This window comes from Maribrevibacterium harenarium (assembly GCF_006385675.1).
In the GTDB taxonomy this organism is placed as follows: domain Bacteria; phylum Pseudomonadota; class Gammaproteobacteria; order Pseudomonadales; family Marinomonadaceae; genus Marinomonas; species Marinomonas harenarium.
This window is the reverse complement of sequence record NZ_VFRR01000003.1, coordinates 86,292-112,496: the sequence shown is the minus strand read 5'-3', so window position 1 is coordinate 112,496 and position 26,205 is coordinate 86,292. Positions and strand designations below refer to the sequence as shown.

The following is a 26,205-nucleotide window of genomic DNA, read 5'->3' as shown; positions in this document are numbered from 1 at the left end:
TGAGTAACAAGGGGGAACTTAATGACAGTTCAAACCGTAAAGAATCTATCTGAATTGGTGAATACACCAGTCGATAAGCTACTGGCTCAGATGAAAGACGCAGGTCTTCCTCATACGAGTGAAAATCAGGAAGTATCTGATGTCGAAAAGCAGGTATTGTTAAATTACCTGAAACGTCAGCATGGCGAAGAAGGGGCGGGTGAGCGTAAAATAACGCTACAACGTCGCAAAAAGACGACTATTTCTGCGGATGGGGGCAAAACCGTTAACGTAGCGGTGAAGAAAAAGCGCACCTACGTTAAGCGTCCAGATGTAGATGAGGATGTTCGCGCTCAGCAAGAGTTGATTGCTCAACGTCTTGCCGAGGAGCAAGCGCGTATTGAAGCTGAAAAAGCTCGGGAAGAAGCAGAACGCCAAGCTGCTATGGAAGCAGCGAAAGCCAAAGCTGAAGCCGAAGAGCAAGCGCGCCGCGAAGCACTAGAGCAAGCAAAAGCCGCTGAACAAGCGAAAAAGACAGAAATCGTTGAGTCAGTGGACTCTAACGAAGGAGATGACGATCTCGTGAGTAATTCTGAAAAACCACAATCTGAACGTGCAGTCCCAGAGAAAAAAGTGGGTTCTGCTGCACCGAAGAGCAAAAAGACTGCGCCTAAGCCTGAACGTGAGAACGACAAGCCGCGCGGTCGCCACGTGGATTCAAAACGCAATAATCGCGTTAGCTTCACCGAAGACGAAGAGTTTTCTCGTCGCGGTGGCAAATCAAACCGTAAGCTGAAGAAGCCGGCGAAACAAGAACACGGTTTCCAAAAGCCTACAGCGCCAATTATCCATGAAGTAGCGCTGCCTGAGAGTATTACTGTTGCCGAACTAGCCGATAAAATGGCTGTGAAAGGCGCAGAAGTAATCAAGGTGATGTTTAAGATGGGCGCTATGGCAACCATTAACCAGACTATCGACCGTGATACAGCCACCTTGGTTGTTGAAGAAATGGGCCACAAAGTCAAATTCATCGATGAAAACGCGCTTGAAAATGACATGCTTGATTCGATCGACTACGAAGGGGAAGCGATTAAACGGGCTCCAGTAGTGACGGTTATGGGTCACGTTGACCATGGTAAAACCTCGTTGTTGGACTACATTCGTACCACGCGTGTTGCGGCTGGCGAATCTGGTGGTATCACACAGCACATCGGTGCCTACCACGTAGAAACTGATCACGGTATGGTCAGCTTCCTAGATACTCCTGGACACGCGGCGTTTACTGCTATGCGTGCTCGTGGTGCCCAGGCAACCGATATCGTTATCCTAGTCTGTGCGGCGGATGACGGTGTAATGCCGCAAACCATCGAAGCCATCCAGCACTCGCGTGCAGCGGGCGTACCTATCGTTGTTGCTATCACTAAGATCGATAAGCCATCTGCTGACATCGACAAAGTGAAAAACGAATTGGTGGCTCAGGAAGTTGTTCCAGAAGAATGGGGCGGTGACGTTCAGTTCGTTGGTGTGTCGGCTAAGTCTGGTGAAGGCATTGATGAACTACTAGAAGCAGTACTGCTGCAAGCGGAAGTATTAGAACTGACTGCCGTACCAAGTGCTCCGGCGAAAGGTGTGGTGGTTGAAGCCCGTCTTGATCGTGGTCGCGGTTCTGTTGCCACTGTGCTAGTACAAAACGGCACCTTGAAGAAAGGTGATATCGTACTGGCCGGTCTGCAAATGGGTCGTGTACGCGCGCTGTTAGACGAAAACGGTAAGTCTGTTAAATCTGCAGGCCCATCTATCCCGGTAGAGATCCTTGGTTTGGATGGTACCCCTGACGCTGGCGAAGAATTCATCGTTGTGGCGGATGAGCGTAAAGCTCGTGAAGTGGCTAACTTCCGTCAAGGCAAATACCGTGAAGTACGCTTTGCTCGCCAGCACTCTGCGAAACTAGAGAACTTATTCTCTGGTATGGGGCAGGCGGAAGTCGGTACTCTGAATATCGTATTGAAAGCGGACGTTCGCGGCTCTTTGGAAGCTTTGATCAAGTCTTTGACAGATCTAAGTACCGAAGAAGTGAAAGTGAACATTGTTTCTAGTGGTGTAGGTGGTATCACCGAAACCGACGCTACATTAGCGCTGGCTTCTCAAGCGGTTATCTTCGGTTTCAACGTGCGTGCTGATGCCTCTGCGAAGCAATTCATTGAGCGTGAAAACCTGGATCTACGCTACTACAGCGTTATCTACAACATCATTGATGATGTGAAACAAGCCCTTTCTGGTCTACTTTCACCTGACCTACGTGAAGAAATCGTCGGTACTGCTGAAGTGCGCGATGTATTCCGTTCACCTAAGTTTGGCTTGGTTGCGGGTTGTATGGTGCTTGAAGGTACCGTTTACCGTAACGAGAAAATCCGTGTCCTACGTGACAACGTGGTTATCTTTGAAGGTGAGCTTGAGTCCCTACGTCGCTTTAAAGATGCTGTTAACGACGTGCGTCAAGGCATGGAGTGTGGTATCGGCGTGAAGAACTACAACGATGTAAAAGTCGGCGATAAGATCGAAGTCTTTAAGACTATCGAAGTCGCGCGGACCCTATAAGAGATAAATATGGCAGGCGAATTTTCTCGTACCAGTCGTATTGGTGACCAGCTCCAAAAGGAGCTGGCTTCCCTAATACAATTTGAAGTGAAAGATCCGCGCCTAGGTATGGTTACTATTAACGAAGTCCGTGTTGCCAAAGACCTTGGTTACGCGGACGTCTATTACACCGTATTGGGCTTGGATGATGATCAGCAGCGTTTAGCGGATAACCAAGCAGCATTGGATAGCGCCAAGAACTTCTTACGCCATCGTTTGGCTAAAGAAGTAAAACTGCGTATCATGCCTCATCTGCGTTTTCACTATGATGCAACCGTCGTCAATGGTGCCCGCATGTCGGCGCTGATCGACGAAGCAATCCGTAAAGATAACTCAAATCCAACTGACCAAGAGTAACGACTTCTATGGCTAAAACCCAATGGCGCGCCATAGATGGTGTCGTGCTTTTGAATAAGCCACTTGGTTTAAGCTCCAATCAAGCTCTACAGCGTGTCCGCCGTTTATTTCGTGCTGCGAAAGCCGGCCACACTGGGGCGCTTGATCCTCTTGCCAGCGGCATGTTGCCCCTATGTTTAGGGGAAGCCACCAAGTTCTCACAATTCCTGTTGGATGCCGACAAGCGTTATTTGACCCGTATCGAATTAGGGGTTCGTACTACGACTGGCGATAAGGAAGGGGAGATTCTCACGCAAGAACCTGTTCCTCAGCTAAGTGATGACGAATTGGAGCAGCTGCTAGAGCGCTTTCGTGGTGAAATCGAGCAAGTGCCACCGATGTATTCGGCGCTCAAACATGAAGGCAAGCCCCTTTATGAATACGCCCGCCAAGGTATTACTATCGAGCGTAAGCGCCGCCAAGTCACCATTCGCAATCTGCAGGTGATCGAGCGCACCGAGAATACTCTCACGTTAGATATTACTTGTTCCAAAGGTACCTATATTCGCACGATCGGTGAGGATATTGGTGAAGCTCTTGGCTGTGGTGCCCATTTGGATATGTTGCATCGTATTGCTACCGCCGGCTATGACAGCAAGGACATGATGACGCTGGAGCAGTTCGAACAATTGGCTGAGCAGGGCGAAGCAGTGCTTGACCAGCAGTTGTTGCCAGTGGATAGTGCCGTAGCCTATTTGCCGGATTACCAACTCAGTGATCAAGAAGCGGAGCATTTGGTATTTGGACGACTTATTCCTGTAACGGGCGAGTCGGATAATGGACAACTGTTGCGTTTATTTCGTCAAAGTGATGGGTTTTTCCTTGGCTTGGGCGAAATCAAAAAAGGCAAAATAAAGCCGTTCCGGCTGGTAAATACCAGTGAGTTAGCGCGCAAATAGTGTTACACTTTTGCGCCTAGGTTAACTGAAAATATGCTCGGCTAACCTGGATTTTTTTATAGCATATTCCAATTGGAGATTTCGATTATGGCATTGTCTGCAGAACAAAAAGCAGCATTGGTAGCTGAGTTTCAAACTAAAGAAGGCGACACTGGTTCCCCAGAAGTTCAAGTTGCATTGTTGACTAAGAACATCGAAGGCCTACAAGGTCACTTCCAAGCTCACAAAGCTGACCACCATTCTCGTCGCGGCTTGATTCGCATGGTAAACCAACGTCGTAAATTGTTGGACTACCTAAAGCGCAAAGACGCAGCGCGTTACACTAGCCTAATCAAAAAGCTAGGTCTACGTCGCTAAGAACGAAGAGGGCCATAGGAAACTATGGCCCTTTTTCTTTTAATGGCCTCCCCAGGGACAGCCTGTACTTCAAATGTGTTTTGCCTAACAAAATGCATTTGAGTACTGGCTCAAAAGAACGTCTTTGGGAGCATAAGTAATTAAATAGTTAAGGATATTAAGTGACTATTACGACTAAAACTTTTCAGTTTGGTAACCAAGAAGTTACCCTAGAAACGGGCCGTATCGCCCGTCAAGCCACTGGTGCGGTATTGTGTACCATTGGTGACGTACAAGTATTGGCTACCGTTGTTGGTGCGAAAAGTGCTAACGCGGGTCAGGATTTCTTCCCGCTTTCTGTGCATTACCAAGAGCGTACCTACGCGGTTGGTAAAATCCCAGGTGGCTTCCTAAAACGTGAAGGCCGTCCTTCAGAAAAAGAAACACTGACTTCTCGTTTGATCGACCGTCCGATTCGTCCTCTGTTCCCGAAAGGTTTCATGAACGAAGTTCAGGTGGTTGTGACGGTTATGTCTACCAACACTGACCTTGATCCTGATATCGCAGGTATGTTGGCGACTTCTGCTGCGCTGACTATTTCCGGTATTCCATTTAACGGTCCTATCGGTGCAGCCCGCGTTGGCTTCAATGATGAAGAAGGTTACCTGCTTAACCCTTCTAACAGCGCACTTGAAGGTTCTCTGCTAGACATGGTGGTAGCGGGTACCAAAGATGCGGTATTGATGGTTGAGTCGGAAGCACAAGAGCTAACCGAAGACGAAATGCTAGGTGCGGTTCTTTTTGCCCACAAAGAAATGCAAACGGCGATCACCGCGATCAACGAATTTGCTGCTGAAGCTGGCAAACCTCGTTGGGATTGGGCCCCTGAAGCGGTTAATGAAGAGTTGAAAGCTGCGGTAGCTAACGGCTTTGCAGCACAAATCGAAGAGGCTTACACTATCAGTGATAAAATGGCGCGCTACGCTAAGCTAGGCGAAGTGCGTGCTGCTGCGGTAGCTGCTCTAGTAACTGAAGAAGGCCCATTCACAGAAGCAGACGTTACCGGTGCTTTCGGTAAGCTAGAAAAAACGATCGTGCGTCGCCGTGTTATCGAAGGCAAACCACGTATCGATGGTCGTGATAATTCTACCGTTCGTCCGATCGCTGTCGAAGTTGGCCTACTGAAGAAAACCCATGGTTCTGCTTTGTTCACGCGTGGTGAAACCCAGGCTATTGCGACTTGTACACTAGGTACTAGCCGTGACGCACAAATCGCTGACGGCCTAGCTGGTGAGTCGAAAGATAGCTTCATGTTGCACTACAACTTCCCTCCATACTCTGTAGGTGAGTGTGGTCGTATGGGTGGTGTTGGTCGTCGTGAAATCGGTCACGGTCGCTTAGCACGCCGTGGTGTACAAGCCGTTCTGCCTTCTGAAGAAGAATTCCCATACACTATCCGTGTCGTATCCGAGATCACAGAATCAAACGGTTCAAGCTCAATGGCTTCTGTGTGTGGCGCGTCTTTGTCTATGATGGATGCCGGTGTTCCTCTTAAAGCCCCAGTTGCTGGTATCGCAATGGGTCTAGTAAAAGAAGAAGACGGTTTTGCTGTACTAACGGATATTCTAGGCGACGAAGATCACCTTGGTGATATGGACTTTAAAGTAGCGGGTACCGAAGAAGGTATTACGGCGCTGCAAATGGACATCAAGATCGAAGGTATCAATGAGCAAATCATGGATATCGCGCTGAAACAAGCCCTTGAAGCCCGTAAGCATATCCTTCGTGAAATGGCTCAAGTCATTGGTTATGCACGTCCAGAAGTGTCACCGAATGCACCATCTATGGCGACATTCAAGATTGACCCTGAGAAGATTCGTGAAGTTATCGGTAAAGGCGGTGCAACTATCCGTTCTATCACCGAAGACACCGGCGCTTCCATTGACCTAGATGACGACGGTACTGTACGCATTTACGCACCTGATAAGAACTCTTCTGATGCAGCCATGCTACGTATCCACGAAATCACGGCTGAGGCAGAAATCGACAAGATTTACCAAGGTAAGGTAGTACGTTTGGCAGAGTTCGGTGCCTTCGTTAACATTCTTCCTGGTAAGGATGGTCTTGTGCATATTTCTCAGATCGCTGATGAGCGTATCCGTGCGGTAACTGATGTACTTCAAGAAGGCCAAGACGTAATCGTCAAGGTACTTGATGTGGACGCTCGTGGCCGTATCAAACTATCTATCAAAGAAGTTTCTGAAGAAGAAAAAGCGGCATTTGCTGGCTAATCCTCTCAGAACTGATTAGATATAAAAAAGGAGCACCGCGGTGCTCCTTTTTAGTTTGCCCTCATGTCGTCCTAAAATACTTTTTTAAAGTGGCTCTAGACGACACCAAGTAATGCCTTAGGCTCTTCCCCTAGAAAAACTAACGGCTATTTTTTAGCTCTTGTAGTTCTTCGCTAAACCAGATTTTGCGTTTAAAGCGAGGGTTTTTCGATGACATATCGATCTTATACGGGTTAGGCTCGTGAGTTTGTGGTAAGCCAAGAATATTGCATAGCTCTTGAGCTAACCATTTTTCCACTTTTAGCACCACCATCTTTTTACGCAAGCGGCCTTGCTCATCCCGGTTGAGGATGGTCGGTAGGGTATTCAAGGTAAGGATTTCCCCAAGAGCCGGGTGGGCCATACGCTCACGACCCTCATTGCTAGCATAGAAGTGAGAAACCGCAAACACCATGCGTTCAGGGTTAATTTGTTTAAGGAACTGACAAGACTTAATAATCGTTGAGCCGGTACGCACCATATCATCAAACAATACAATGCTAGCACCATCCAGACCTTCAAAGGTGTGCTCACTTTCTTTATGCAAAGTGATGTCGACGCGACGTTCATCGGTACGCTCTTTATCGAGCATGATGAATTTAGCTTTGCTAAGACCTAAGGTATTGTACATTTGCTTCACAAAGTCCCGGGCACCTTTGTCTGGTGCACAAAGAACCAAGCCTTCACCGTCTTCGCCGTAGTTCAGGATATCTGAATTCAACAGGTAATGGGCATAGATTTCGTAAGGGATCAGGTTATGGAAATCCCCTTCGAACACTTCATTAAAGATATGCTGTACCGAATCGGAATGGTTGTGAATGGTCATCACGGTATCCACACCGGAGAACTTTAGCATCTGTGCGTAAAGCTTAGCGGTAAAAGGTTGGCCGTCGAATTTTTTCACGTCCTTGACGTCACGCTCAAAGCTAGTTTTACCTAAGTCTTTGTGGGCACCCCGGTCTTGGGCACTGTAGAATAGGTCAGGTTCCACCAGGATGACACGCTCAGCACCATTCTCTTTCGCAGCACGGGCAATGATGAAGTTTGCCATAGCAAGTTCTTGACGGCTTTGTACGTGGCTGGTGGTACTTACGATAATGACCACTTTGCCTTTAAGCTTGCGTCCGATATTGTCGAAATCGGCTTCATCGGAAATAAAGCGCGGACAAAATTCGGAGTTCATAAATTGCTTCATACTAATGATGTCAGCAATGTCTTCATGCTGGCCCATGGCATAGGCGACATCAATGGCAAATGGGTTATCAGAAGAGTTGCTAACAACGACGACGTTGTTGGACTGACTGGTCGACAAGGTCATGGAATGTCCTTAACAAGGGAGATGGAATTTTTCCCTTAGATTAGCATATTTAGGTGAAGAATAACCCCAGCGTTTCCCTTTCTATGAGCAATTTATAATTGTATGAGTTTGTCCGAATCTAACCAATTTGGCTGATGAGTGACAAATATCAGTGCTCCTTGATATTGGGAGAGGGTCTGCTTCAGTTGTTCCTGACTTTCTAGATCCAGATGGTTGTCGGTTTCGTCTAGGATTAGCAGCCCCCCTGGCGAGAGCTGTGATATTAGTAACAGCGCAACCTTCATCCGTTCTCCACCGCTGAGTGTGGCGCTGGGGAGGAGTGCTCTATCACCTCGTAACCCAATACTGCCTAGTAGGGTTCGAGCAGTGCTGCTATCGAGTGGCGTAGTTTGTTGTAGAAGTTCCACTGGGCATGGATAAGCATCAAGTAAACTCAGGTGTTGATCGAGATAGAGAAAGTCACCATGGAGTTGTATCTCGCCACTGGCTAGGGCTTGTTGACCGACTATACAACGAATGAGAGTCGATTTGCCGCAGCCATTGTCTCCTTGTAAGCGCAGACGTTCCCCACGATCAAGAGAAAATGTCAGCGGTGTGTTGTTGCCAAATGGCAGAATTGCAGCAATAGCATCGAGGACTCGGTGGTTTCCTTTGTCCGCACTGGTAAATTGCAGCGATAGGTTTGAAAGTTGAGTTTGTTGGCTCTGGTATTGCCTGAGCTGTTCTTGTTGTTGCGCCAAGCGTTTCTCACTGAGTCGTTGTTGACTGCCGTTTTTCTGCTGTGCTTTGTCCTGTTTGCGATCCATCACCATTTTGGGTTGACTGCCGTTGGATCGTTTTGATTCACCTTGCTGTTGGCGCTTAAGAGCCTTTTCTTTGCGTTGTTGCTGTTGTTTTTGTTCTCGCTGCCATTGCGCTTTGGTTTGTTCGATCGCTCGAGCAGTTTCTTGTCGTTGCTTTACTAGAAGTTGGCGTAGCTGTGGAAAATCAGTGTGATAGGGAGTGATGCCCGTTTCATCCAAGACTAAAAAACGTTGCATGTTATCGAGCAATACTGGGTCATGACTCACTATCAATACGGTTTTGCTACTTTGCTGTAATTGTTGAATCAACCATTGGGTACTAGAGAGATCTAGGTGGTTGCTCGGTTCATCCAGTAGCAAAATGTCCGCAGTGTGGTTTAGCGCCGCGATTAGTTTAAGCTTGGTTTGCTGCCCGCCACTGAGTTGGGCTATAGGTTGATCGAGGGCGAGTGGTAAATTCGCTTCTGTCAGCCAATATTGGGCGCGGTCATTAATATCCCAATAGTTGGTTAGGGTATCGATGTCTGTGTCCAGTGGTTGGCCGATGTTCACCCGTTGTAGCGCATCGTAGTAGCAACCAAGTCCAAGGGTATCAATCACACGGGCGTTAGGATCTTGGCTCCTGTTGTTCTGCTGCAACCACAGGCAGGAGCCAGTTGTCGATACACCGGCCTCCCCTTGTGCAATACACTGCAATAGAGTGGATTTGCCAATACCATTGCGGCCGACTAACGCCGTGATACCTTTGGTGCAGGAAAAAGAAAGATGACGAAATAGGATGTCGCCATTTGGCAGACAATAATTGAGATCAGCAACGACCAGCATAACACGCTCACTTTGCCCTAAAGATAGGACACACCTTTGTTCAACGAAAAAATAAGTTGGAAGAAAGGCTTAGTTGTTCACGGCGCGTTAAGCTCCTCTGCAAGTGATAAGATGTAATGAGTTTAACAAGACGGCTTTGGAAATAACACCAGTATGGGATAAAGCGTCATTTCCAAAGATAGTTGGGGCTGTGATCAGGATAAGGTAATAGCCCGTATAAGATAGGGCATCTAACAATTGAGAAATAACAGCAGCAGTGAACGGTGGATGAAACCAACTAAAGTGGCGATTGTTAAAGTCTTTTTGATGGCTCTATTTGGTATGGGACTAGTAGCTTGTGATAGCCGTTATGCGCCATTGGCAGCGTTTGACGACTACCAAGAGGCTTTGTCGCGCTCCCAGTGGGTATCTATTGAAGAATCGTTCCCTGCAACGCCCATTCCCCTGCCGGAGCTACGGCAACGTCAATATGTTTTGTCGGAATTTGATGTCGGCCTGCTGGACTTTCTCTCACTGCAACAGTGTGATGTAGGGTTAGTTGCCGGTAAGCGGAATAGTATCTTGGGCAAAGTAATGCCCCCTAGTCAGCGATTGATCTACGAGTTGGAAATCATCCGTGCGATTGAATCCTGTGACGTAATTGATGATGCCTTACATGGTGAGCTGTTAACGGTTGCAGCAGTAAAGCGCCAAGAATTGCCCTTAGCTTATTTCAACAGTCTTTGGGCTGGAGAGGAGGCCAAAGCATTTTTTAGTTTGGCGAATGGTTATATACCCATGTCTCCGGCGCAGTCGGCTTTTCAGCCCTTGATCAGTACGCTTGCGGATTTAACCTTGATTCAGGAGAACTTAGCAACGGTACCACAGGTTTCCAGCGAACGTTTTGAAGCTCACCAAAAGGTCTTACTTGAGAGTGAATATGCAGGCCGTTTGTTAGTGACGATCCAGGGAATTAGTCAGAGCTTGAACCAAGTGACTGCCGCCATAAATCCATTAGCTAACCAGCCAGGCATTTGTGGCGCTCCGTTAACTTTCCTGAAAACACAATTTGAGACCCATTACGTGAAGGTGTTGCAACCTTATATGGCACGGATTCAAACCGTCGCCTATCGTATTTTGCCGGAGTTAGAAAAATTGTTGTCCGCACCCAAGCATTTCCCCACTCCTGAGTGGCAGACGTTCGCTGAACAATTTTCGATGACTACTTCAACCAGCGTTTGGAGTCGCTATCAGGCCGCTTCCCGAGCCCATGCTAAGGCTTGGAGCACGTTATTTAGTCGATGCCAAAGTTAGGCATTTGCGCTAATGCTACCGTTAGGGAGCAGGTTATCTAACGCGGCGACGGCATCGTATGCTGCACTGGCGCCAGTTGCCAAAGGTTCATGGCTGAGGGCTTTGAGCAACGCGATACTCGCCGTTGGATCCCCTTGCATGGATTGGGAAAACTGAATTGGGCGGGTGACGGCGTGGGGTTCATGTTGGTTTAGCGTGTCAGGAGCGGTGCGTAGACTTGGTCCGGGCTGAGTGAACAGACTCATGAACAAGGCGAAGTTGGCACTCCCAGAGACTTTCGTCCCCGGCTTTACCTCATGGGTAAGTTGAGATTCAACAACGTCGCGTATGTTCATACTAGGCACCAAAACAACATAGTGATGTTATCGGCCTATCTCGCTATTCTTTAATTGGCTCTCATACCTTAAATTAAAGATTTTGATGGACGTGGCGTTATTTAGAGTATTCAATAATTCTATTAGCAGTCCAATCTTCGTCACACAAATGATGTATCAATTGGCACCGGCTCAGCTGGAATGAGTGGTTTTAGCGCACCTTAAGGGCTTATCGAATGCACGATATTGATGAGTTGATTGAAAATGTTCGTCAGAATGAGCGTCTCGCACTCAAGTTTTTTGAGATCGAGCGTTGCATCTTATCGATTGGCCGTTGCGATCAGTTTGTTTCAACGCTTACCAAGGAAGTGCAAAACCAGTTCAATGTCCCCTATGTGTGGGTAAATCTAATCAATGAAGCGCCACTTGCCCATATGGTAGAGGCGTTGGAGAAAGTCGCAGGACTGAAAGACCGAGTTTTGTTTACCCGTCGAGGGGCTTTGTTAGATACCATCGGTGCTGGCAGCAAAACGGTTCTGGTCAATACGAGTATTGGGCGTTATTGGGAAGTCATTCCCCAGGCTTATCGCTCTGTAATTGGCTCATTAGCGATTTCACCGCTTACCATTGATGGAGAGCTGGTGGGGCTATTCTGTCAAGGGGATGCCGATACCAGTCGTTATGACCCTACGACTAAAGATACTTTTTTGCTCGATCAGTTAGCGATCAAGATTTCCATCTGCTTAAGTAATGTAACGGCAAGGGAAAAGTTGGAGTATCTGGCTACTCGAGACTCACTCACCGGATTGTTAAATCGCCGCCAGCTAGAATTAATGTTGGAACGTGAGTTTGCGCGCTCTAAAGCGCAGGAGCGAGACCTTACCGCAGTGTTTATCGATTGTGATGCCTTTAAATCGATAAATGACACACTGGGCCACAATTGTGGTGATGAAGTGTTAGAATACATTGCCAAGCGTTTGCTGAAATACGTGCATAAGCAGGGACTGGCATTCCGTTTTGCCGGTGATGAGTTTGTTTTTGTGATGCCGGGGAAGAGCTTGTCGCAAGCGCTCGATATAGCGGAATCGATTCACGATTATCTGCAAGCTAATCCGCTACGTTACAAAAATAATCTTGTTCCTATAACTGTGAGCTATGGTGGTGCCAGCCTGTTGGCTGACGCACCTGCTAATTACAAACAGCTGTTGAAGCTGGCCGATGAACGCCTGTACGACTACAAGAATAACCGCAAACGTTCTGTACCAACAAAAGTCTTCAAGTTTTTGAATAAAATTCGCTAATTTGTAATTTAATTACATTTTAGTTGTTTTTAAACGCCGTAGCTGGTGTTTTTTTCTTTATTTTCGTTGTAAAATTTCAAAAATTCCATTTTAGATTGGATGAATTCAATGTCACATGCCCTAATTGCTGATCTTGGTGGCACTAACGCCCGCTTTGCTTTAGCCGCGATTAACGACTATCAACCTAAAGAAGTCAGAGTCTTGCCCTGTAAAGACTACGAGAGCTTCTTTGATGCTGCCGCGGATTACGTATCCCAATGTAGTGTGGATATGGCCGCGATTGATGCGGTGGTATTAGCCATTGCTGGGCCAGTTAATCAAGCTGTCATCCGTTTTTCCAATAATGATTGGCAATTTACTCGGGCGCAGATCGAGGAATTCTTTGGTGCTGGCAAGGCTGTTGCATTGCTGAATGATTTTGATGCGGTGGGACATTGTCTCGTGGTATTGGGTAACGATGAGCTAGAGCAGTTAGGTGAGCCGTCCACTGTTGATCCGAGTGCGCCATGTTGGGTGATTGGTGCAGGGACTGGGTTAGGTGTTGCTTGCGTTGTGCCTCAAGCTCAAGGCCCTGCGATTGTGCTGCCTGGGGAAGGTGGGCATATTGACCTGTCTACTTGCAATGCGCAAGAGGATGCCATTGTGACCTTTTTGCGTGAGCGCCACCACCGAGTATCTGCCGAGCGTGTGCTTTCCGGTATGGGATTAGAAAATATTTATGAAGCACTGGCCCATCAGCAAGGTCTGAAAAAACGCCTATCGGCACCGGAAATTGGTGCCGCCTTAGCCCGCGGTGATGACCCTATTGCGACGGCAACACTAGAACAGTTTTTCGTCTTTTTAGGTCGTGTGGTCGGTGATTTTGTATTAGCGGTAGAAAGCCGTGGCGGAGTTTACATCGCCGGAGGCATTGTGCCCCGCTATCTTGAACAAATTAAACAAAGTGGCTTTCGTAAAGCCATGGAAGATAAAGGTCGTATGCGTGACTTTGTAGCGCCTATCCCGACCTTTGTCGTGACGTCTGAATACCCAGGGCTGATGGGATGTGCGCACTACGCCACCTATCTTGTGAATCAAGCCTAACCAATTGGAGAATAAACCATGAAGGCCAGTTTAAAAGCCTGTGATGTCGTAATATTTGGTGGTGGTGGTGATCTTGCCATGCGCAAGCTATTGCCAGCCTTGTATCACCTAGATCAAGACGGCCTATTGGCAAAAAATACCCGTATCATTGGTGCTTCTCGCCGGGAAATGAGCGCACAGGATTACCAAGAAAAAGTGCGCGCCGCACTAAACGAGTTTGTGCCCAAAAGTGTCGGGGATGAGAAAACTTGGCCACGCTTTAAAGAGCGTTTGAGTTATGTCTCCGTTGATGCACAGGCAGAGTCAGATTTTGCCCGTTTCAATGAGCATCAAGTCGGTGGCGATGGCAAAGATGTTGTGTTCTATCTCGCCACTTCCCCAGACCTGTTTGGCTCCATCTGTTCTTCTTTAGCGAATCATGGTTTAAACGAAGAGCGTATGAGGGTGGTATTAGAGAAGCCACTGGGGCGGGATTTGATTTCCTCCCGTGCCATCAATGATGAAGTAACGCAAAACTTCGCCGAGAAGCAAATCTTCCGTATTGACCATTATTTGGGTAAGGAAACAGTACAAAACCTATTGGCCATACGCTTTGGCAATACTCTATTTGAGCCCCTTTGGGACAGCGCCCATATCGATAACGTACAGATCACCGTATCGGAAACTGTCGGTGTAGAAGGTCGCTGGGGGTACTACGATAAAGCTGGCGCTATGCGTGACATGGTGCAAAACCACCTGTTGCAACTGTTGTGTCTGGTTGCTATGGAGCCACCAGCGCGCAATGATGCGGACTCGGTTCGTGATGAGAAAATCAAAGTGCTAAAAGCCTTGCGTCCTATTGAGGGTGCTAATGCTTACACTAAAACAGTACGTGGTCAGTATGCAAAAGGCATGATCAACGGTAAGGAAGTGAAAGGCTACTTTGACGAGGAGGGGAGTAACCCAGAATCCCGTACCGAGACCTTCGTTGCCTTACGCGCCGATATCGATAACTGGCGTTGGGCTGGTGTACCGTTTTATCTACGTACCGGTAAGCGTTTAGGGCAGCGTTACTCTGAAATCGTCATTCAATACAAACAGATCCCACACAGTATCTTCAACGATGAAAGCAATCGTCAGCTGCAACGCAACCAGTTGATCATTCGTTTGCAACCAGAAGAGAAAATCTCCTTAACGGTGATGAACAAGGTGCCCGGTGCTGGTGAAGGCATGAAGTTACAGCCGGTGGATTTGAACCTAAGTTTGACCGAGGCCTTTAACGATAAACGTAGTCCAGAAGCTTATGAGCGTTTGCTGCTGGACGTGATGCGCAACGACGCGACCTTATTTATGCGCTATGACGAAGTGGAAGCAGCGTGGAAATGGGTAGACGGTATCCTATTGGCTTGGAGTCAAACCAGCGAGCGTCCAAAAGAATACGCTTCTGGTTCTTGGGGCCCTGCTGCTTCCATGGCGCTGCCGATCAAAGATGGCCGCAACTGGCAAGATTATTAACAACCTTCGTTACGACCATTAAGAGGAATGACCATGACGACTTATACAGCCGAACAAGTAATGACCGCGACCCCAGTGGTACCGGTGATTGTCGTAGACGATGTTGAACAAGCCGTAAATTTAGGGAAAGCGCTTGTTGCTGGTGGTGTACCAGTATTAGAAGTCACCATGCGCACTGAAGCGGCTCTAGCCGCAATCACCGCCCTACGCCAACAGGTTCCTGATGCCATTGTCGGTGCAGGTACAGTGTGCAATCGCGAACAATATATCGCAGCCGTGGAAGCGGGGGCCCAGTTTATTATCAGCCCCGGAGCAACACCGGATCTGCTAACGGTTGGTAAGGAATACGATATTCCATACCTACCAGCGGTTGCGACCATTTCCGATATCTTGTTGGGAATGGAATATGGCTATGACCACTTTAAATTCTTCCCAGCGGAAGTGAATGGTGGTGTGAAAGCGCTTAAAGCCTTCGGCGGGCCATTGCCGCAGATTCGTTTCTGCCCAACCGGTGGTATTGGTGCGAACAACTTCCGTGAATACCTAGCCCTAGATAACGTCTTGTGTGTCGGTGGTTCTTGGATTGTACCAACGGATCTAGTTCGTGCTGGAAAATGGGACGAAATTACAGAATTGGCGAAATCCGTACAGTAATTTGGTAAATTCTGAAAAACGCCTCGCTTGTGGATAACACTGCGGGGCGTTTTTGTTTGCGCTGATTGTCTGGCGCTCTAGTGGCCTTGGGTTTTGCAGCGATTACATTCTTGCTGCAATAGTTCAACGAAAAGTCGAGTCGCCGGTCCGGTGCGTTCCCCTTTGCCGAAGATGGCATACATATGAAAATTACGCTCTACGCCGGAAACAAGAGGCAAGGTTTTGAGGGTTTCACAGGCAAACGCTTGGTGCAAATCGGCTTTGGGGAGCCAAGCAAAACCGACGCCGGATGACACGATTTCAAGGGCGGACTGTACGCTTGATACCGTCCAGCGTCGATCGGCACCAAGCCAGCCTGCATCGGTCGAACTGGTCGAGGAAGAGTCACGAATCACCACCTGTAATTCTTGGCGCAGTCGTTCGTTGTTAATTGGTCCTTCTTCCTCAAACAAGGGGTGAGTTGGTGCCGCTACGGCAATGAGTTCCACATCCACTATTGGATCGGCCAAGTAACCTTTTGGCACCATAGAGCTTAGTACCAAATCTGGGGAACCCTTTGCTAAGGCCTCTGAAGCACCACTCAGGACAACCTCTTTTAACTGTACCAAGGTGCCTTGGCTTTGTGGTTCAAAGTCTTTAAGCGCCCTTAGCAGCGGTGGAGTAGGAAACGCCTGATCTACCACTAATTCAATTTCTGGCTCCCAGCCTTGCCCAAGCGTGTGAGCCAAGTCTTCTAAATCTAACGCTTCTTTGATCAGATGGCGGGAGCGCCGTAGTAGGACTTCCCCTCGCTCGGTCAAACGTGCTTTGCGCCCATCAATAATCAATACTGGGTAGCCTAGCTGTTCTTGTAAGCGGGCAATGGTATAGCTTACCGAGGACTGGCTTTTATGCAGTGCGTCTGCGGCTTGAGCGAAGCCTCCCATATCAATCACGGCTTGTAGTACCCGCCATTGATCCAATGTAACTCGTGGTGCTTTCATGTGTTGCCCCGTTATTAAGGTGAAAACCAAGCTTAAGCATAGTGTATTCGGATAAATTATCACATTATTCGATCAATCTTGTCTAATAAATGCGCTTTTATATCGAATTTACTGCCCTTATTATGGTGTTATTGATTCATAACTCTTATTGAGGAGAGCAAAAATGGCAACTTTATTACGTATCGATTCTAGCGCATCTGGTGATAACTCTAAGTCTCGTCAGCTTGCTGATGCTTTCGTAGCGCAATGGCTAATGAAAAACCCTGGCGGCAAAGTAGTAAGCCGCGATGTGAATGCAAACCCACTACCGCACTTCACTAGCGAAACGCTTGGGGCATTGTTTACTCCTGAAGACCAGCGTACGGCTGAGCAACAAGCTATTGTTGCGATTGGTGATGAGCTAATTGCTGAGCTTGAGGCGGCTGATGTGGTGGCGATCAGTGCTCCTATGTACAACTTCAGCATTCCATCTACGCTAAAGTCTTACTTTGATTACATTGCTCGCGCCGGACGTACATTCAAGTATACTGAAGAGGGTGCTGTCGGCTTGGTGAATAAAGACGCTTACGTGTTTACCGCAAGCGGTAGCTTTGCAGAAGGTGAAGCTTTCGATCATCAAGTACCTTACGTGAAAACCTTCTTGAACTTTATCGGTTTAAATGTAAAAGATACCTTTGTTGCTGGTGGCCAAGCCCTTGGCGAAGAAGGTGAAAAAGCTTTTGTTGCAGCTAAAGAGAAAGTATCTAGCGCGATCTAATGTGGTAATCCGATCCAATCACAAGTTTAATCGTACTTCGAGCCGGCCAAAGTGCCGGCTCTTTTTTCAATGAAATAGGAGGTTAGATTCGTTTCAAGCTAATGCGCTTGCGTTTTACGTCGCACTCCAAGACTTTTACCTTAATTACTTCGCCGACGCGTACTTCTTCCCTAGGATCCTTAACAAAGCGATCCGCTAATTGGGAAATATGTACTAATCCATCCTGATGCACACCAATATCGACAAAGGCACCAAATGCCGCCACATTAGTCACCACACCCTCTAACACCATATCTTCCCTTAGGTCATTAATATCGCTAATGCTGTCGTCAAAGGCTGCATAACGAAACTCAGGTCGTGGATCTCGACCAGGTTTGGCTAATTCTTCGAGAATATCCCTTAAAGTATATTCACCGGCGAGTTTGGCTTGTGGAGCAAGTTTTAGTTGATTAATGGCGCTGGTATTGCCGATTAAACTAGATAGCGGCAATTTGATTTGCTGCGCCATGGCTTTAACGACACCGTAGCTCTCTGGGTGAACTGCGGAAGCATCGAGTGGCTCTTCTCCGTCTCTAATACGCAAAAATCCCGCACATTGTTCGAAGGCTTTGGCACCGATACCTTTTACTTTTTTAATTTGCTCTCGATTAGTGAAGCGACCTATTTGCTGGCGATATTCAAGTATATTTTGGGCCATCTTAAGACTTAATCCGGAGACATAGCTTAATAATGATGGTGAGGCTAAGTTTAAATCCACGCCAACGCGGTTTACACAAGTTTCCACTACCTGTGTAAGGGCTTCGCTAAGATGACTACCTTTTAAATCATGTTGATATTGACCGACACCAATAGCTTGAGGATCGATTTTTACCAGCTCTGCCAATGGGTCTTGAAAGCGCCGTGCAATTGAAACGGCACCACGAATGGTGACATCTAAATCAGGCAGTTCTTGTGTGGCTTCTTTCGATGCAGAATAGACCGATGCACCCGCTTCCGAGACAATCACAGTACGACAATTTAGCCCGTATTGTTTGATTACCTCGTTAGCAAAGGTTTGGGTTTCCCTTGATGCTGTCCCATTTCCTATGACCACCCAGCTAATGCGGTGTTGCTCAATCAGTTTACGTAGCAAAGCCGAGGCTTGCTGGGACTGATTTTGTGGCGAGTGAGGGTAGATGACACCATGATCAATAACATCACCTTGAGCATTAATAGCTGCCATTTTTACCCCGTTGCGAAAGCCAGGGTCTAATCCTAAGGTATTATGCGCCCCCGCTGGAGCGGCCATCAGCAAGTCTTGCAGGTTATCAGCAAAGACCTGAATCGCCTCGTTTTCAGCCTTGTCTTTTAATTGGGCGAGGACATCCGTTTCTAATTTGCCGAGGAGCTTTTCACCCCAAGCTCGATTTAGCCATTGGCGTTTTTGTGATGAGATTTGTTTACATGGCGTACCAAACGGAGTGACTAGATTGGTTTGCTGTAATTGACGTGGAAATTCGTCATGCTCTAATTGTATCGCTAGTTTTAAGATATTTTCTCGTTTACCGCGAAGCATAGCGAGAATACGGTGAGATGCGGCTTTTCTTACCGGCTCTTGATGTTCAAAGTAATCCTGAAACTTCTCCCCCTGCTCTTTTTTACCGCGCATCACTCGGCTAACGAGTAGACCATGTTGTGCTACATATTCTCGCCCAGCCTGTAATAAGGCTGCATTTTCACTGAGCCGCTCTAAAATAATACTCTCAATACCCGTCTCTATGTCCGTCACTGGTAAATCTGACTTAATCTGTTGCTGTACCTGTGTGAGGTATTTTGTATTGATAGTGATGTCCTGCTCCCAAGCTTGTTGGGCAAAGGGCAGTAGACCTTGTTCAATGGCGATGTCCCCTTTGCTTTTACGTGTCTTTTTGAAAGGGGCATAGATGTCCTCTAGCTCAGTTTTGGTGCTGGCTTTTTTCACTGCCTCATAAACACTTTTATCAGCATTCGTTTCTTGTAGGCTCGTCAAAATCGATTCTTTACGTTTTTCTAAATCCTGAAGATAGTTCCAGCGGCTATGTAATTCTCGCAGTGTTTCATCACTCATGCCGCCAGTAGCTTCTTTGCGATAACGAGCAATAAAGGGCACCGTGGCGCCTTCAGAAAAAAGTGCTAAGGTATTTTCAATATATTGAGATTTAAGCTGAAATTCTTGGGCTAGAGTCGCTGAAATTTGCATATTTTGCCTTAAATAACTCGATGCTTTTGAGTTTAATATCGCTAATTTTAAATTATTTGATTAAACTAATGCTGAATTCTTGATTTAAAAGAGTTTATCCGCAATATTTTAATGAGTATTTACACAGCGGGATAGGGAATATACCCATGTGTTTACAATTGTATCTTAAGTGAAGATAGGAGTGAGCATGAGTCTATTAGAAGAACTAGCCGGAAACAAAGCCAAAGCACGTGCTGCAGCAAAAGAACTAAGCATTCCCCAGCTAGAGAACCTAATCGCCGGTTTTAACGATGCCTTAGCTAAGCTAAAAGAGATGGAAGAACAGCGCTTAGCAGAAGAAGCGGAGAAAACCCAAAAAGCAGAACAAATTAGCCGTCTGATTGAGGAAAGTGGCTTAACGCTTGAAGAGATCGCTATCCTAAGCGCCCCACGTACTGCTAACCCTATTAAAGGTAAGACGGTAGCGCCGAAATACCGTATTGAATGGAATGGCGAAACTCACGAATGGACTGGCCGTGGCCGTACACCAAAAGTATTTGCCGAGTACTTCGCTGCTGGTAATAGCCGCGAGAGTGCAGAGATCTAACTTGAAATTCCGTTAGGTGAAATAAAAATGGCTCCCGATGGAGCCATTTTTAATTGAACTAGAGTTAGATCTTTTTGTAGATTAGATCCCATACTCCATGACCTAAGCGTTCACCACGTTGTTCGAATTTAGTCAGTGGACGCCAATCAGGACGAGGGTGATACAAGCCTTTGCCTGCTACGTTTTGATAGTTTTCTTGGGCTTCCATTACTTCCAGCATGTGCTCTGCATAGGGCTCCCAATCCGTTGCCATATGAAAGACTCCATCAGTTTTGAGTACGCCAGCCACTTGTTGGGCAAATAGTGGCTGCACAATACGACGCTTGTTATGCTTTTTCTTGTGCCAAGGGTCTGGAAAGAATAATTGGAAAGTACTTGCTTGGGCTTCGGGTAAACAATCTGCCATCACTTCAATAGCATCGTGACAGTAGACGCGAATATTGGTTAATCCGGCTTCACTTGCCAGCATCATCAGTTTAGCCACACCCGGCGGGTGTACCTCTATGCCGATAAAGTCTTTTTCCGGTGCATTCTTTGCCATTTCCACTAAGGAAGCACCCATGCCGAAGCCCACTTCTATGACAACATCGGATTCGCGACCGAATAATTGTTGATAATCAAGGCGCCCGGATTCTACATCTAAACCATAAATGGCCCAGTTGTTGTCATAAGCTTTTTGTTGTCCTTCGGTCATACGCCCGCCACGTACAACGAAACTGCGAATCGTGCGCTTGTGAGGGGCTTGCTCGTTTGAGGAAGTCGTTTCGGTGATATTGTTGTCTTCTGTTTGCATGGAATTGTATTGTTGGCTGATTGAATAAATTGGTGCCAATGGTAACAAAAATCCATGGGGACGGTGACAACTTTTGCTTGCCACCCCATGAAGCAACCGACTTATTGGGTTACGAAGCTAGTGAAGAGCACATCCATTACCGGTTCCATTCCCGTTTCTTCTTTTAGCGCCGCGTTGATAGCACCGACTGACTCTTTACGAGTTTCTTCCCGGGCGAGTGCGCCGCTAATTTGTTCGCCGGTACGTGAGCTAAGAAACATCACAATAGCATCACGCACGATCGGCATATTGCCCTGAATCACTCCAGCTTGAGTGCTATCTGAGCGCAGGCTAATTCCTGCTTTGATGTAGCGTAGCTTGGGCCCCGGGGCGATATAGTTAACAATGAAATCCGGTTTCAGCTCAATGTATACTGGCATAACGGGTGCCGCTTCATCTTCGGCGTGAGTAAAAGGTGATAGTGCGAGCAACATTGCAAATAATAGGAATTGCGATGCTTTTTTCCCTAAAAGAAGAGTTTGGAACATAACCTGTCTCTCGAATTCGTGACGATAGTCATTATACTACCTGCCAGTGCTTATGGCTGTCAGCAAGGTTTCGCACGAAATCACTAGTTAGCTGTCTATTATCGGCAGAATAATTTAAGGAATATCTCATGGTTGCTTTATTTTCAGCACGTCGTTTCCACGGGGTGATTGCGTTTACGGCGTTTGCGTTACTGAGCGTGGCGTTTTATATGGAGTATGAGATGGGCTTGGAGCCATGCCCTTTATGCATGTTACAGCGTATCTTTTTCTTCCTCATTGGTGTGGCATCACTAATATCTGCCCTGTATCACACAGTTCGTAGTCGTATTATTTGTTCTTGGTCGGTGGTCGTATTTGCTGTGTTGGGTGCCGCTCTCGCTATTCGACATCTATATTTACAGAATTTACCTGCAGAGGAGTTGCCCGCTTGTTTGCCAGGCTTGAGCTATATGGTGGAAGTATTCCCTTGGCAGGAAATTATGCAGGCCATGATCATGGGGACGGGTGAGTGTGGCGATGTATTGTGGACTTTCCTTGGCTTAAGCATTCCTGGTTGGACTCTGGTTGCTTTCATTGGTATGGCGCTGGTCAATGCTTTTATTGCTCTGCGCAGGGCATAATCCGTTTTACCAGAAGCTACAAAATGTATTGGAACTGCTCATAAACGTTACAAAGTGTTATCAGCGGCACCTTGTGAGCAACCAACTATAGGCATATGCTAGTCGAGTAACCTGAAGACGGCGAGGAACAGCTCATGTTAGAAAGATGTAAATCAGCTCAGGAAAGATGGGGTGGGGTGCATACCCTGATCGACCGTTGGTTGCAGCAACGACGTACCCTGATAGAAACCTATATTCGTTTACGAGAGCGAGGGGAATTCACCCCTACCGACACACCTAATATTCAATTATTTGCCGAAATGTTGGTGGATTACGTATCGGTCGGTCATTTTGAGATTTATGAACAGCTCGCCCATGAAGCTAAAGATTTTCATAACGACGAAGCTTTGAAACTATTGCATGAATTGTTACCGGAAATTCAGTCCACTACAGAAATTGTGCTAGAGTTTGACGACAAATACGGTACCAAGGAACAGTGTAATAGCTTGTTGGAAGAATTACCGTTTTCTTTGCAAGCCTTGGCCGTAGTAATGGCAGAACGCTTTGGGTATGAGGATCGACTCATTGAAGAACTCCATGAAGCGCACAGCGAAAAAAGCGCTTAAATCAGTACTAGCAATGGCCAGCTTGGCGCTGGTCGCTTGCTCCGCTCAAGGGCCCAGTAGCACCACTGAAATGGCGGTGCAAGGATTGTATTCGGCTGCGCTCAGTGATGACGGCAGCGCCGCTATAGTTGGCTCGATTCAGCATGGTGGTAGCTACTGGTCAACTCGCCGTGGCGAACGTCGCTATAACTGGAACCATGCCCAAGGGGAATTTACCCCTCTAATTAGCGTGGATATCGACCCAAGTGGCGATTATGGCGTAACCGGTGGCGCCCGTACGATGGTGCTGTGGAATACGGTTACTGGTCAGTCGGCTGGATTTTGGAATACTCCTGGTGATATTAAATCTCTCAAACTAACGCGTAATGGTGATTTTGCATTGGTAGGGATGGATGATCAGACTGCCCGTTATTTCGATGTCAAAAATGGCGGAATCCTACAGACTCTGCGCACCGGAGCGGTGGTCAGAGCGGTTGATGTGTCTGCCGATGGTCGTTATGGCTTGACGGGAGATGACAAATACCAAGTTATCCTGTGGGATCTGCAAACCGGTGAGGCCAAATATACCTGGCAGTTATCGAATAATATCGCCTCGGTAGCCCTTTCCCCGGATGGTACTTACGCCTTTGCCGCGGCTCAACTTGGTACTGCCAAAGTCTGGTCCACTTTAACTGGACGCGAAACCTCCGAAATTAACACCGGTGAGTTACAAAATCGTAAAGTCACTATTAGCCAAGCTGTCTTTTCTAAAGACAGTCGTAATTTGCTGTTAGGGCAAGTCAATCGCCGGGTTAACCTAGTCTCAACGGCAACGGGCAAGGTGCAACAATATTGGGACTTGCATCTTAGAGACACGTTGCGTCCGACAGGTGCCAGTGTGCTAGCTTTGGCGTTCGGCCCCGGTAATACCTACTATGCCATTGGTAGTAATGGTTTTCTAAACGTACTGAAATAAACATGAATCAAATGAAACAACTGACTGCGGTACAGCGTTTGTGGGGCAGCCTATGTGCACTGCAAGCGGGTATCGCCGTTGCCGCAGGGGCATTTGGCGCCCACGGGTTAAAGAATTTAGTCGATGAGCGAGCGCTAGGGTGGTGGCAAACAGGCAGCCAGTACCTGATGTATCATGCTTTAGCCGGTTTGATTGTCGTTGCTTTTATGGGTTATCGAGCAAACTTAGCCAAAGTAACTTTACTCTTTACCTTAGGCAGCATCTTGTTTACCGGAAGCCTATATGTAATGACATTAACCAGTATTACTAGCCTAGGTATGATTACCCCTCTGGGTGGAGTGACTTATTTGAGTGGTTGGGGGTTATTAGCCTACCGTTTGTGGCGTGGCTAGGCGAGATAACCAACTCGTTCTGTCAACCTCCTTTAGTAGTAATACAGAACGAGCCGGTGCGCTAAATTAGCAAGTTTGTTAGTGTCGCTGAGCTTTTATTACTCCCAACCCAGTCTGTACAACGTTTTCTTTAGTGAAACCGAAGAGTTCCATGAGTTTGTCCGCTGGCGCGGATTCACCGAACCGGTTGATACCAATTACTGCACCGTCGATGCCGACAAATTTAAACCAGTAATCTTTGTGTCCACATTCGATAGCAACCCGGGCCCGTATTTTATTGGGCAAGACTTTTTCCTGATAGCTATGGCTTTGCTCGGCAAACTTTTCCGCACAGGGCATGGAAACAACGCGTACTTTAGTCCCTAGTTGGCTGAGCTCTGTTGCGGCGTCGGTGGCTAGCATTATCTCAGACCCGGTGGCGATTAAGATTAGCTCAGGCTCCCCATCGCAGTCTTGCAATATGTAGCCACCTTTAAATACTTCTTCCTCTTGTGCCGCGGTGCGACTTTGTTGCGGCAAGTTTTGACGCGACAAAATAAACGCGCTCGGTCCATCATTGCGCTCCAGTGCGCTAATCCAAGCGGCACTTGCTTCAAATTGATCACATGGACGCCATGTGTGTAGATTAGGGGTGACACGAAGAGCCGTGAGTTGTTCGACTGGCTGGTGGGTCGGTCCATCTTCCCCAAGGCCAATGGAATCATGGGTGTACACATGAATGACGCGTTGATTCATTAAGGCAGACATGCGTACCGCATTGCGGGCGTATTCCATAAACATTAGGAAAGTACCACCGTAAGGAATAAAGCCACCATAGAGCGCCATACCATTCATTATTGCGGTCATGCCAAATTCGCGCACACCATAGTGCAGATAGTTGCCATCTGCATGACTAGGGGTAATGGCGTTAGAGCCAGACCACATTGTTAAGTTAGAAGGAGCCAAATCGGCGGATCCCCCAAGTAACTCCGGTACCCCTTTGCCAAGAATTTGCAGTGCATTCTGGGAACATTTTCGGGTGGCGACCGGAGCATCTAACCTGCGACTGTACGCCAACAGTTCAGCTTTTGTCTGAGACCAGTCTTCTGGCAAAGCTTTTTCTGTTCGGCGTTTAAATTCAGCGTATACCTCAGGAAACGCGTGGGCATATTGAGCTAACTTTTCCTGCCACAACGCTTCTAAGGTTTGTCCTTTGTCGACACTATTCCAAGCATCGGCTATGGGGGCAGGAATCTCAAACGGGTCATATGGCCAGTTCAAGGCTTTCCGTGTTTCGGCAATTTCTTCCTCACCAAGTGGCGCGCCATGACAATCATGGCTGCCACCTCTATTGGGAGAACCAAAGCCGATGGTGGTTTTACAGCAAATTAAAGTGGGGCGTTGGCTATCGCTACGAGCTTGTTCTAACGCTTTAATAATGGCGTTGGCATCATGGCCATCCACATCAGCAATGACTTGCCAATTGTAAGATCGAAAACGGGCTGGAGTATCGTCGGTAAACCAGCCATCAATGTCACCATCAATGGAAATACCATTGTCGTCATAAAAGACAATTAGTTTGCCTAGTTGTTGGGTGCCGGCTAAGGAGCATACTTCGTGAGAAATGCCTTCCATCAAACAGCCATCGCCAACAAAGGCATAGGTGTAGTGGTCGACTATATCAAAGCCGGGGCGGTTAAATTGGGCCGCCATGGTTTTCTCTGCCAGTGCCATACCAACCGCGTTGGCTATCCCTTGACCCAATGGTCCGGTGGTGGTTTCCACGCCTTCGGTATAGCCGTACTCTGGGTGACCGGGTGTTTTAGAATGCAGTTGTCTAAATTGCTTTAAGTCCTCAAGCGCTAGGTCATAACCGCTTAAATGCAGCAGGCTGTATAACAACATGGAGCCATGCCCATTGGATAAAATGAATCGGTCTCGATTAGGCCACTTAGGGTTGGCAGGATTATGTTGCAAATAGTCCCGCCATAGTACTTCAGCAATATCTGCCATGCCCATTGGTGCCCCGGGATGGCCTGAATTAGCCTGTTGAACAGCGTCCATACTAAGAGCGCGAATGGCGTTCGCTAAAGTACGACGGTCGGTGTTTGGCATTGTCATGATGGTT

24 protein-coding genes are annotated in these 26,205 nt (G+C 47.4%); 16 read left to right on the top strand and 8 right to left on the bottom strand.

Going from position 1 to position 26,205, the window contains the following annotated elements:
- Positions 1–21 precede the first annotated feature (21 nt).
- From infB to pnp, 5 genes are all read left to right on the top strand, one after another.
- A complete protein-coding gene (infB, locus tag FJM67_RS02800; protein ID WP_140587169.1) occupies positions 22–2,577 on the top strand; it encodes a translation initiation factor IF-2 in 2,556 nt (851 codons plus the stop codon).
- 9 nt (positions 2,578–2,586) lie between these two features.
- Entirely contained in the window at positions 2,587–2,973 is a 387-nt protein-coding gene (rbfA, locus tag FJM67_RS02795) for a 30S ribosome-binding factor RbfA (protein ID WP_140587168.1), read from the top strand.
- A gap of 8 nt (positions 2,974–2,981) precedes the next feature.
- Positions 2,982–3,911 (top strand): tRNA pseudouridine(55) synthase TruB, encoded by a 930-nt coding sequence (gene truB / locus FJM67_RS02790; RefSeq protein WP_140587167.1) that lies wholly within the window; start codon positions 2,982–2,984, stop codon positions 3,909–3,911.
- 87 nt (positions 3,912–3,998) lie between these two features.
- On the top strand, positions 3,999–4,268 hold the full coding sequence (rpsO, locus tag FJM67_RS02785; RefSeq protein WP_140587166.1) for a 30S ribosomal protein S15: 270 nt from the start codon (positions 3,999–4,001) through the stop codon (positions 4,266–4,268).
- A gap of 161 nt (positions 4,269–4,429) precedes the next feature.
- A complete protein-coding gene (gene pnp, locus FJM67_RS02780; protein WP_140587165.1) occupies positions 4,430–6,538 on the top strand; it encodes a polyribonucleotide nucleotidyltransferase in 2,109 nt (702 codons plus the stop codon).
- Between the two features lie 139 nt (positions 6,539–6,677).
- Here the strand turns inward: pnp and FJM67_RS02775 are convergent, their stop codons facing one another.
- Positions 6,678–7,895, bottom strand: coding sequence for a phosphoribosyltransferase family protein (locus tag FJM67_RS02775; RefSeq protein ID WP_140587164.1), 1,218 nt, complete (start codon positions 7,893–7,895; stop codon positions 6,678–6,680).
- 92 nt (positions 7,896–7,987) lie between these two features.
- The gene (locus tag FJM67_RS02770; RefSeq protein ID WP_140587163.1) at positions 7,988–9,523 is read right to left on the bottom strand and encodes an ATP-binding cassette domain-containing protein; all 1,536 of its coding nucleotides are present in this window, start codon (positions 9,521–9,523) and stop codon (positions 7,988–7,990) included.
- Between the two features lie 267 nt (positions 9,524–9,790).
- Here FJM67_RS02770 and FJM67_RS02765 point away from each other — a divergent pair, with 267 nt between their 5' ends.
- Positions 9,791–10,816 (top strand): DUF3080 family protein, encoded by a 1,026-nt coding sequence (locus FJM67_RS02765; RefSeq protein WP_140587162.1) that lies wholly within the window; start codon positions 9,791–9,793, stop codon positions 10,814–10,816.
- Here the strand turns inward: FJM67_RS02765 and FJM67_RS02760 are convergent.
- The gene (locus tag FJM67_RS02760) at positions 10,813–11,151 is read right to left on the bottom strand and encodes a hypothetical protein (protein WP_140587161.1); all 339 of its coding nucleotides are present in this window, start codon (positions 11,149–11,151) and stop codon (positions 10,813–10,815) included. The two genes, FJM67_RS02765 and FJM67_RS02760, sit on opposite strands and share 4 nt — an antisense overlap.
- Before the next feature lie 215 nt (positions 11,152–11,366).
- Between FJM67_RS02760 and FJM67_RS02755 the strand changes: the two genes are divergently transcribed.
- The 4 genes from FJM67_RS02755 (at position 11,367) to FJM67_RS02740 (ending at position 15,662) form a co-directional block, all read left to right on the top strand.
- Positions 11,367–12,431 (top strand): GGDEF domain-containing protein, encoded by a 1,065-nt coding sequence (locus FJM67_RS02755; RefSeq protein WP_140587160.1) that lies wholly within the window; start codon positions 11,367–11,369, stop codon positions 12,429–12,431.
- Between the two features lie 108 nt (positions 12,432–12,539).
- Entirely contained in the window at positions 12,540–13,514 is a 975-nt protein-coding gene (gene glk / locus FJM67_RS02750; RefSeq protein ID WP_140587159.1) for a glucokinase, read from the top strand.
- A gap of 18 nt (positions 13,515–13,532) precedes the next feature.
- The gene (zwf, locus tag FJM67_RS02745) at positions 13,533–15,008 is read left to right on the top strand and encodes a glucose-6-phosphate dehydrogenase (RefSeq protein ID WP_140587158.1); all 1,476 of its coding nucleotides are present in this window, start codon (positions 13,533–13,535) and stop codon (positions 15,006–15,008) included.
- Positions 15,009–15,041: 33 nt separating this feature from the next.
- Positions 15,042–15,662, top strand: a complete 621-nt coding sequence (locus FJM67_RS02740) for a bifunctional 4-hydroxy-2-oxoglutarate aldolase/2-dehydro-3-deoxy-phosphogluconate aldolase (RefSeq protein ID WP_140587157.1) — start codon at positions 15,042–15,044, stop codon at positions 15,660–15,662.
- Between the two features lie 77 nt (positions 15,663–15,739).
- On the opposite strand, the gene FJM67_RS02735 is transcribed toward FJM67_RS02740, so the two are convergent.
- On the bottom strand, positions 15,740–16,645 hold the full coding sequence (locus FJM67_RS02735; RefSeq protein ID WP_140587156.1) for a LysR family transcriptional regulator: 906 nt from the start codon (positions 16,643–16,645) through the stop codon (positions 15,740–15,742).
- Positions 16,646–16,808: 163 nt separating this feature from the next.
- On the opposite strand from FJM67_RS02735, the gene FJM67_RS02730 reads away from it, so the two are divergent.
- Entirely contained in the window at positions 16,809–17,402 is a 594-nt protein-coding gene (locus tag FJM67_RS02730; RefSeq protein WP_140587155.1) for an FMN-dependent NADH-azoreductase, read from the top strand.
- Positions 17,403–17,484: 82 nt separating this feature from the next.
- Here FJM67_RS02730 and FJM67_RS02725 read toward each other — a convergent pair whose 3' ends face one another.
- Positions 17,485–19,620, bottom strand: a complete 2,136-nt coding sequence (locus FJM67_RS02725) for a Tex family protein (RefSeq protein WP_140587154.1) — start codon at positions 19,618–19,620, stop codon at positions 17,485–17,487.
- A gap of 187 nt (positions 19,621–19,807) precedes the next feature.
- Here FJM67_RS02725 and FJM67_RS02720 point away from each other — a divergent pair, with 187 nt between their 5' ends.
- Positions 19,808–20,206, top strand: coding sequence for an H-NS histone family protein (locus FJM67_RS02720; RefSeq protein ID WP_140587153.1), 399 nt, complete (start codon positions 19,808–19,810; stop codon positions 20,204–20,206).
- A gap of 64 nt (positions 20,207–20,270) precedes the next feature.
- On the opposite strand, the gene trmB is transcribed toward FJM67_RS02720, so the two are convergent.
- Positions 20,271–20,999, bottom strand: coding sequence for a tRNA (guanosine(46)-N7)-methyltransferase TrmB (gene trmB / locus FJM67_RS02715; RefSeq protein WP_140587152.1), 729 nt, complete (start codon positions 20,997–20,999; stop codon positions 20,271–20,273).
- A gap of 101 nt (positions 21,000–21,100) precedes the next feature.
- Positions 21,101–21,526, bottom strand: a complete 426-nt coding sequence (locus FJM67_RS02710; RefSeq protein ID WP_140587151.1) for a flagellar basal body-associated FliL family protein — start codon at positions 21,524–21,526, stop codon at positions 21,101–21,103.
- A 128-nt stretch (positions 21,527–21,654) separates the two neighbouring features.
- Between FJM67_RS02710 and FJM67_RS02705 the strand changes: the two genes are divergently transcribed.
- From FJM67_RS02705 to FJM67_RS02690, 4 genes are all read left to right on the top strand, one after another.
- Positions 21,655–22,146: a disulfide bond formation protein B gene (locus FJM67_RS02705; RefSeq protein ID WP_140587150.1), complete on the top strand. Its 492-nt coding sequence runs from the start codon at positions 21,655–21,657 to the stop codon at positions 22,144–22,146.
- 134 nt (positions 22,147–22,280) lie between these two features.
- A complete protein-coding gene (gene rsd / locus FJM67_RS02700) occupies positions 22,281–22,751 on the top strand; it encodes a sigma D regulator (protein ID WP_140587149.1) in 471 nt (156 codons plus the stop codon).
- Entirely contained in the window at positions 22,723–23,706 is a 984-nt protein-coding gene (locus FJM67_RS02695; RefSeq protein ID WP_140587148.1) for a WD40 repeat domain-containing protein, read from the top strand. Before rsd ends, FJM67_RS02695 begins: the two co-directional genes overlap by 29 nt.
- A 2-nt stretch (positions 23,707–23,708) precedes the next feature.
- Positions 23,709–24,098: a DUF423 domain-containing protein gene (locus tag FJM67_RS02690; RefSeq protein ID WP_235889970.1), complete on the top strand. Its 390-nt coding sequence runs from the start codon at positions 23,709–23,711 to the stop codon at positions 24,096–24,098.
- Between the two features lie 78 nt (positions 24,099–24,176).
- On the opposite strand, the gene tkt is transcribed toward FJM67_RS02690, so the two are convergent.
- Positions 24,177–26,198 (bottom strand): transketolase, encoded by a 2,022-nt coding sequence (gene tkt / locus FJM67_RS02685; RefSeq protein ID WP_407943548.1) that lies wholly within the window; start codon positions 26,196–26,198, stop codon positions 24,177–24,179.
- Positions 26,199–26,205 lie beyond the last annotated feature (7 nt).

Coding starts and splice junctions, on each gene's coding strand:
- infB (WP_140587169.1), top strand. CDS start 22: ATGACAGTTCAAACCGTAAAGAATCTATCTGAATTGGTGAATACACCA.
- rbfA (WP_140587168.1), top strand. CDS start 2,587: ATGGCAGGCGAATTTTCTCGTACCAGTCGTATTGGTGACCAGCTCCAA.
- truB (WP_140587167.1), top strand. CDS start 2,982: ATGGCTAAAACCCAATGGCGCGCCATAGATGGTGTCGTGCTTTTGAAT.
- rpsO (WP_140587166.1), top strand. CDS start 3,999: ATGGCATTGTCTGCAGAACAAAAAGCAGCATTGGTAGCTGAGTTTCAA.
- FJM67_RS02775 (WP_140587164.1), bottom strand. CDS start 7,895: ATGACCTTGTCGACCAGTCAGTCCAACAACGTCGTCGTTGTTAGCAAC.
- FJM67_RS02770 (WP_140587163.1), bottom strand. CDS start 9,523: ATGCTGGTCGTTGCTGATCTCAATTATTGTCTGCCAAATGGCGACATC.
- FJM67_RS02765 (WP_140587162.1), top strand. CDS start 9,791: ATGAAACCAACTAAAGTGGCGATTGTTAAAGTCTTTTTGATGGCTCTA.
- FJM67_RS02760 (WP_140587161.1), bottom strand. CDS start 11,151: ATGAACATACGCGACGTTGTTGAATCTCAACTTACCCATGAGGTAAAG.
- FJM67_RS02755 (WP_140587160.1), top strand. CDS start 11,367: ATGCACGATATTGATGAGTTGATTGAAAATGTTCGTCAGAATGAGCGT.
- glk (WP_140587159.1), top strand. CDS start 12,540: ATGTCACATGCCCTAATTGCTGATCTTGGTGGCACTAACGCCCGCTTT.
- zwf (WP_140587158.1), top strand. CDS start 13,533: ATGAAGGCCAGTTTAAAAGCCTGTGATGTCGTAATATTTGGTGGTGGT.
- FJM67_RS02740 (WP_140587157.1), top strand. CDS start 15,042: ATGACGACTTATACAGCCGAACAAGTAATGACCGCGACCCCAGTGGTA.
- FJM67_RS02735 (WP_140587156.1), bottom strand. CDS start 16,645: ATGAAAGCACCACGAGTTACATTGGATCAATGGCGGGTACTACAAGCC.
- FJM67_RS02730 (WP_140587155.1), top strand. CDS start 16,809: ATGGCAACTTTATTACGTATCGATTCTAGCGCATCTGGTGATAACTCT.
- FJM67_RS02725 (WP_140587154.1), bottom strand. CDS start 19,620: ATGCAAATTTCAGCGACTCTAGCCCAAGAATTTCAGCTTAAATCTCAA.
- FJM67_RS02720 (WP_140587153.1), top strand. CDS start 19,808: ATGAGTCTATTAGAAGAACTAGCCGGAAACAAAGCCAAAGCACGTGCT.
- trmB (WP_140587152.1), bottom strand. CDS start 20,999: ATGCAAACAGAAGACAACAATATCACCGAAACGACTTCCTCAAACGAG.
- FJM67_RS02710 (WP_140587151.1), bottom strand. CDS start 21,526: ATGTTCCAAACTCTTCTTTTAGGGAAAAAAGCATCGCAATTCCTATTA.
- FJM67_RS02705 (WP_140587150.1), top strand. CDS start 21,655: ATGGTTGCTTTATTTTCAGCACGTCGTTTCCACGGGGTGATTGCGTTT.
- rsd (WP_140587149.1), top strand. CDS start 22,281: ATGTTAGAAAGATGTAAATCAGCTCAGGAAAGATGGGGTGGGGTGCAT.
- FJM67_RS02695 (WP_140587148.1), top strand. CDS start 22,723: ATGAAGCGCACAGCGAAAAAAGCGCTTAAATCAGTACTAGCAATGGCC.
- FJM67_RS02690 (WP_235889970.1), top strand. CDS start 23,709: ATGAATCAAATGAAACAACTGACTGCGGTACAGCGTTTGTGGGGCAGC.
- tkt (WP_407943548.1), bottom strand. CDS start 26,198: ATGACAATGCCAAACACCGACCGTCGTACTTTAGCGAACGCCATTCGC.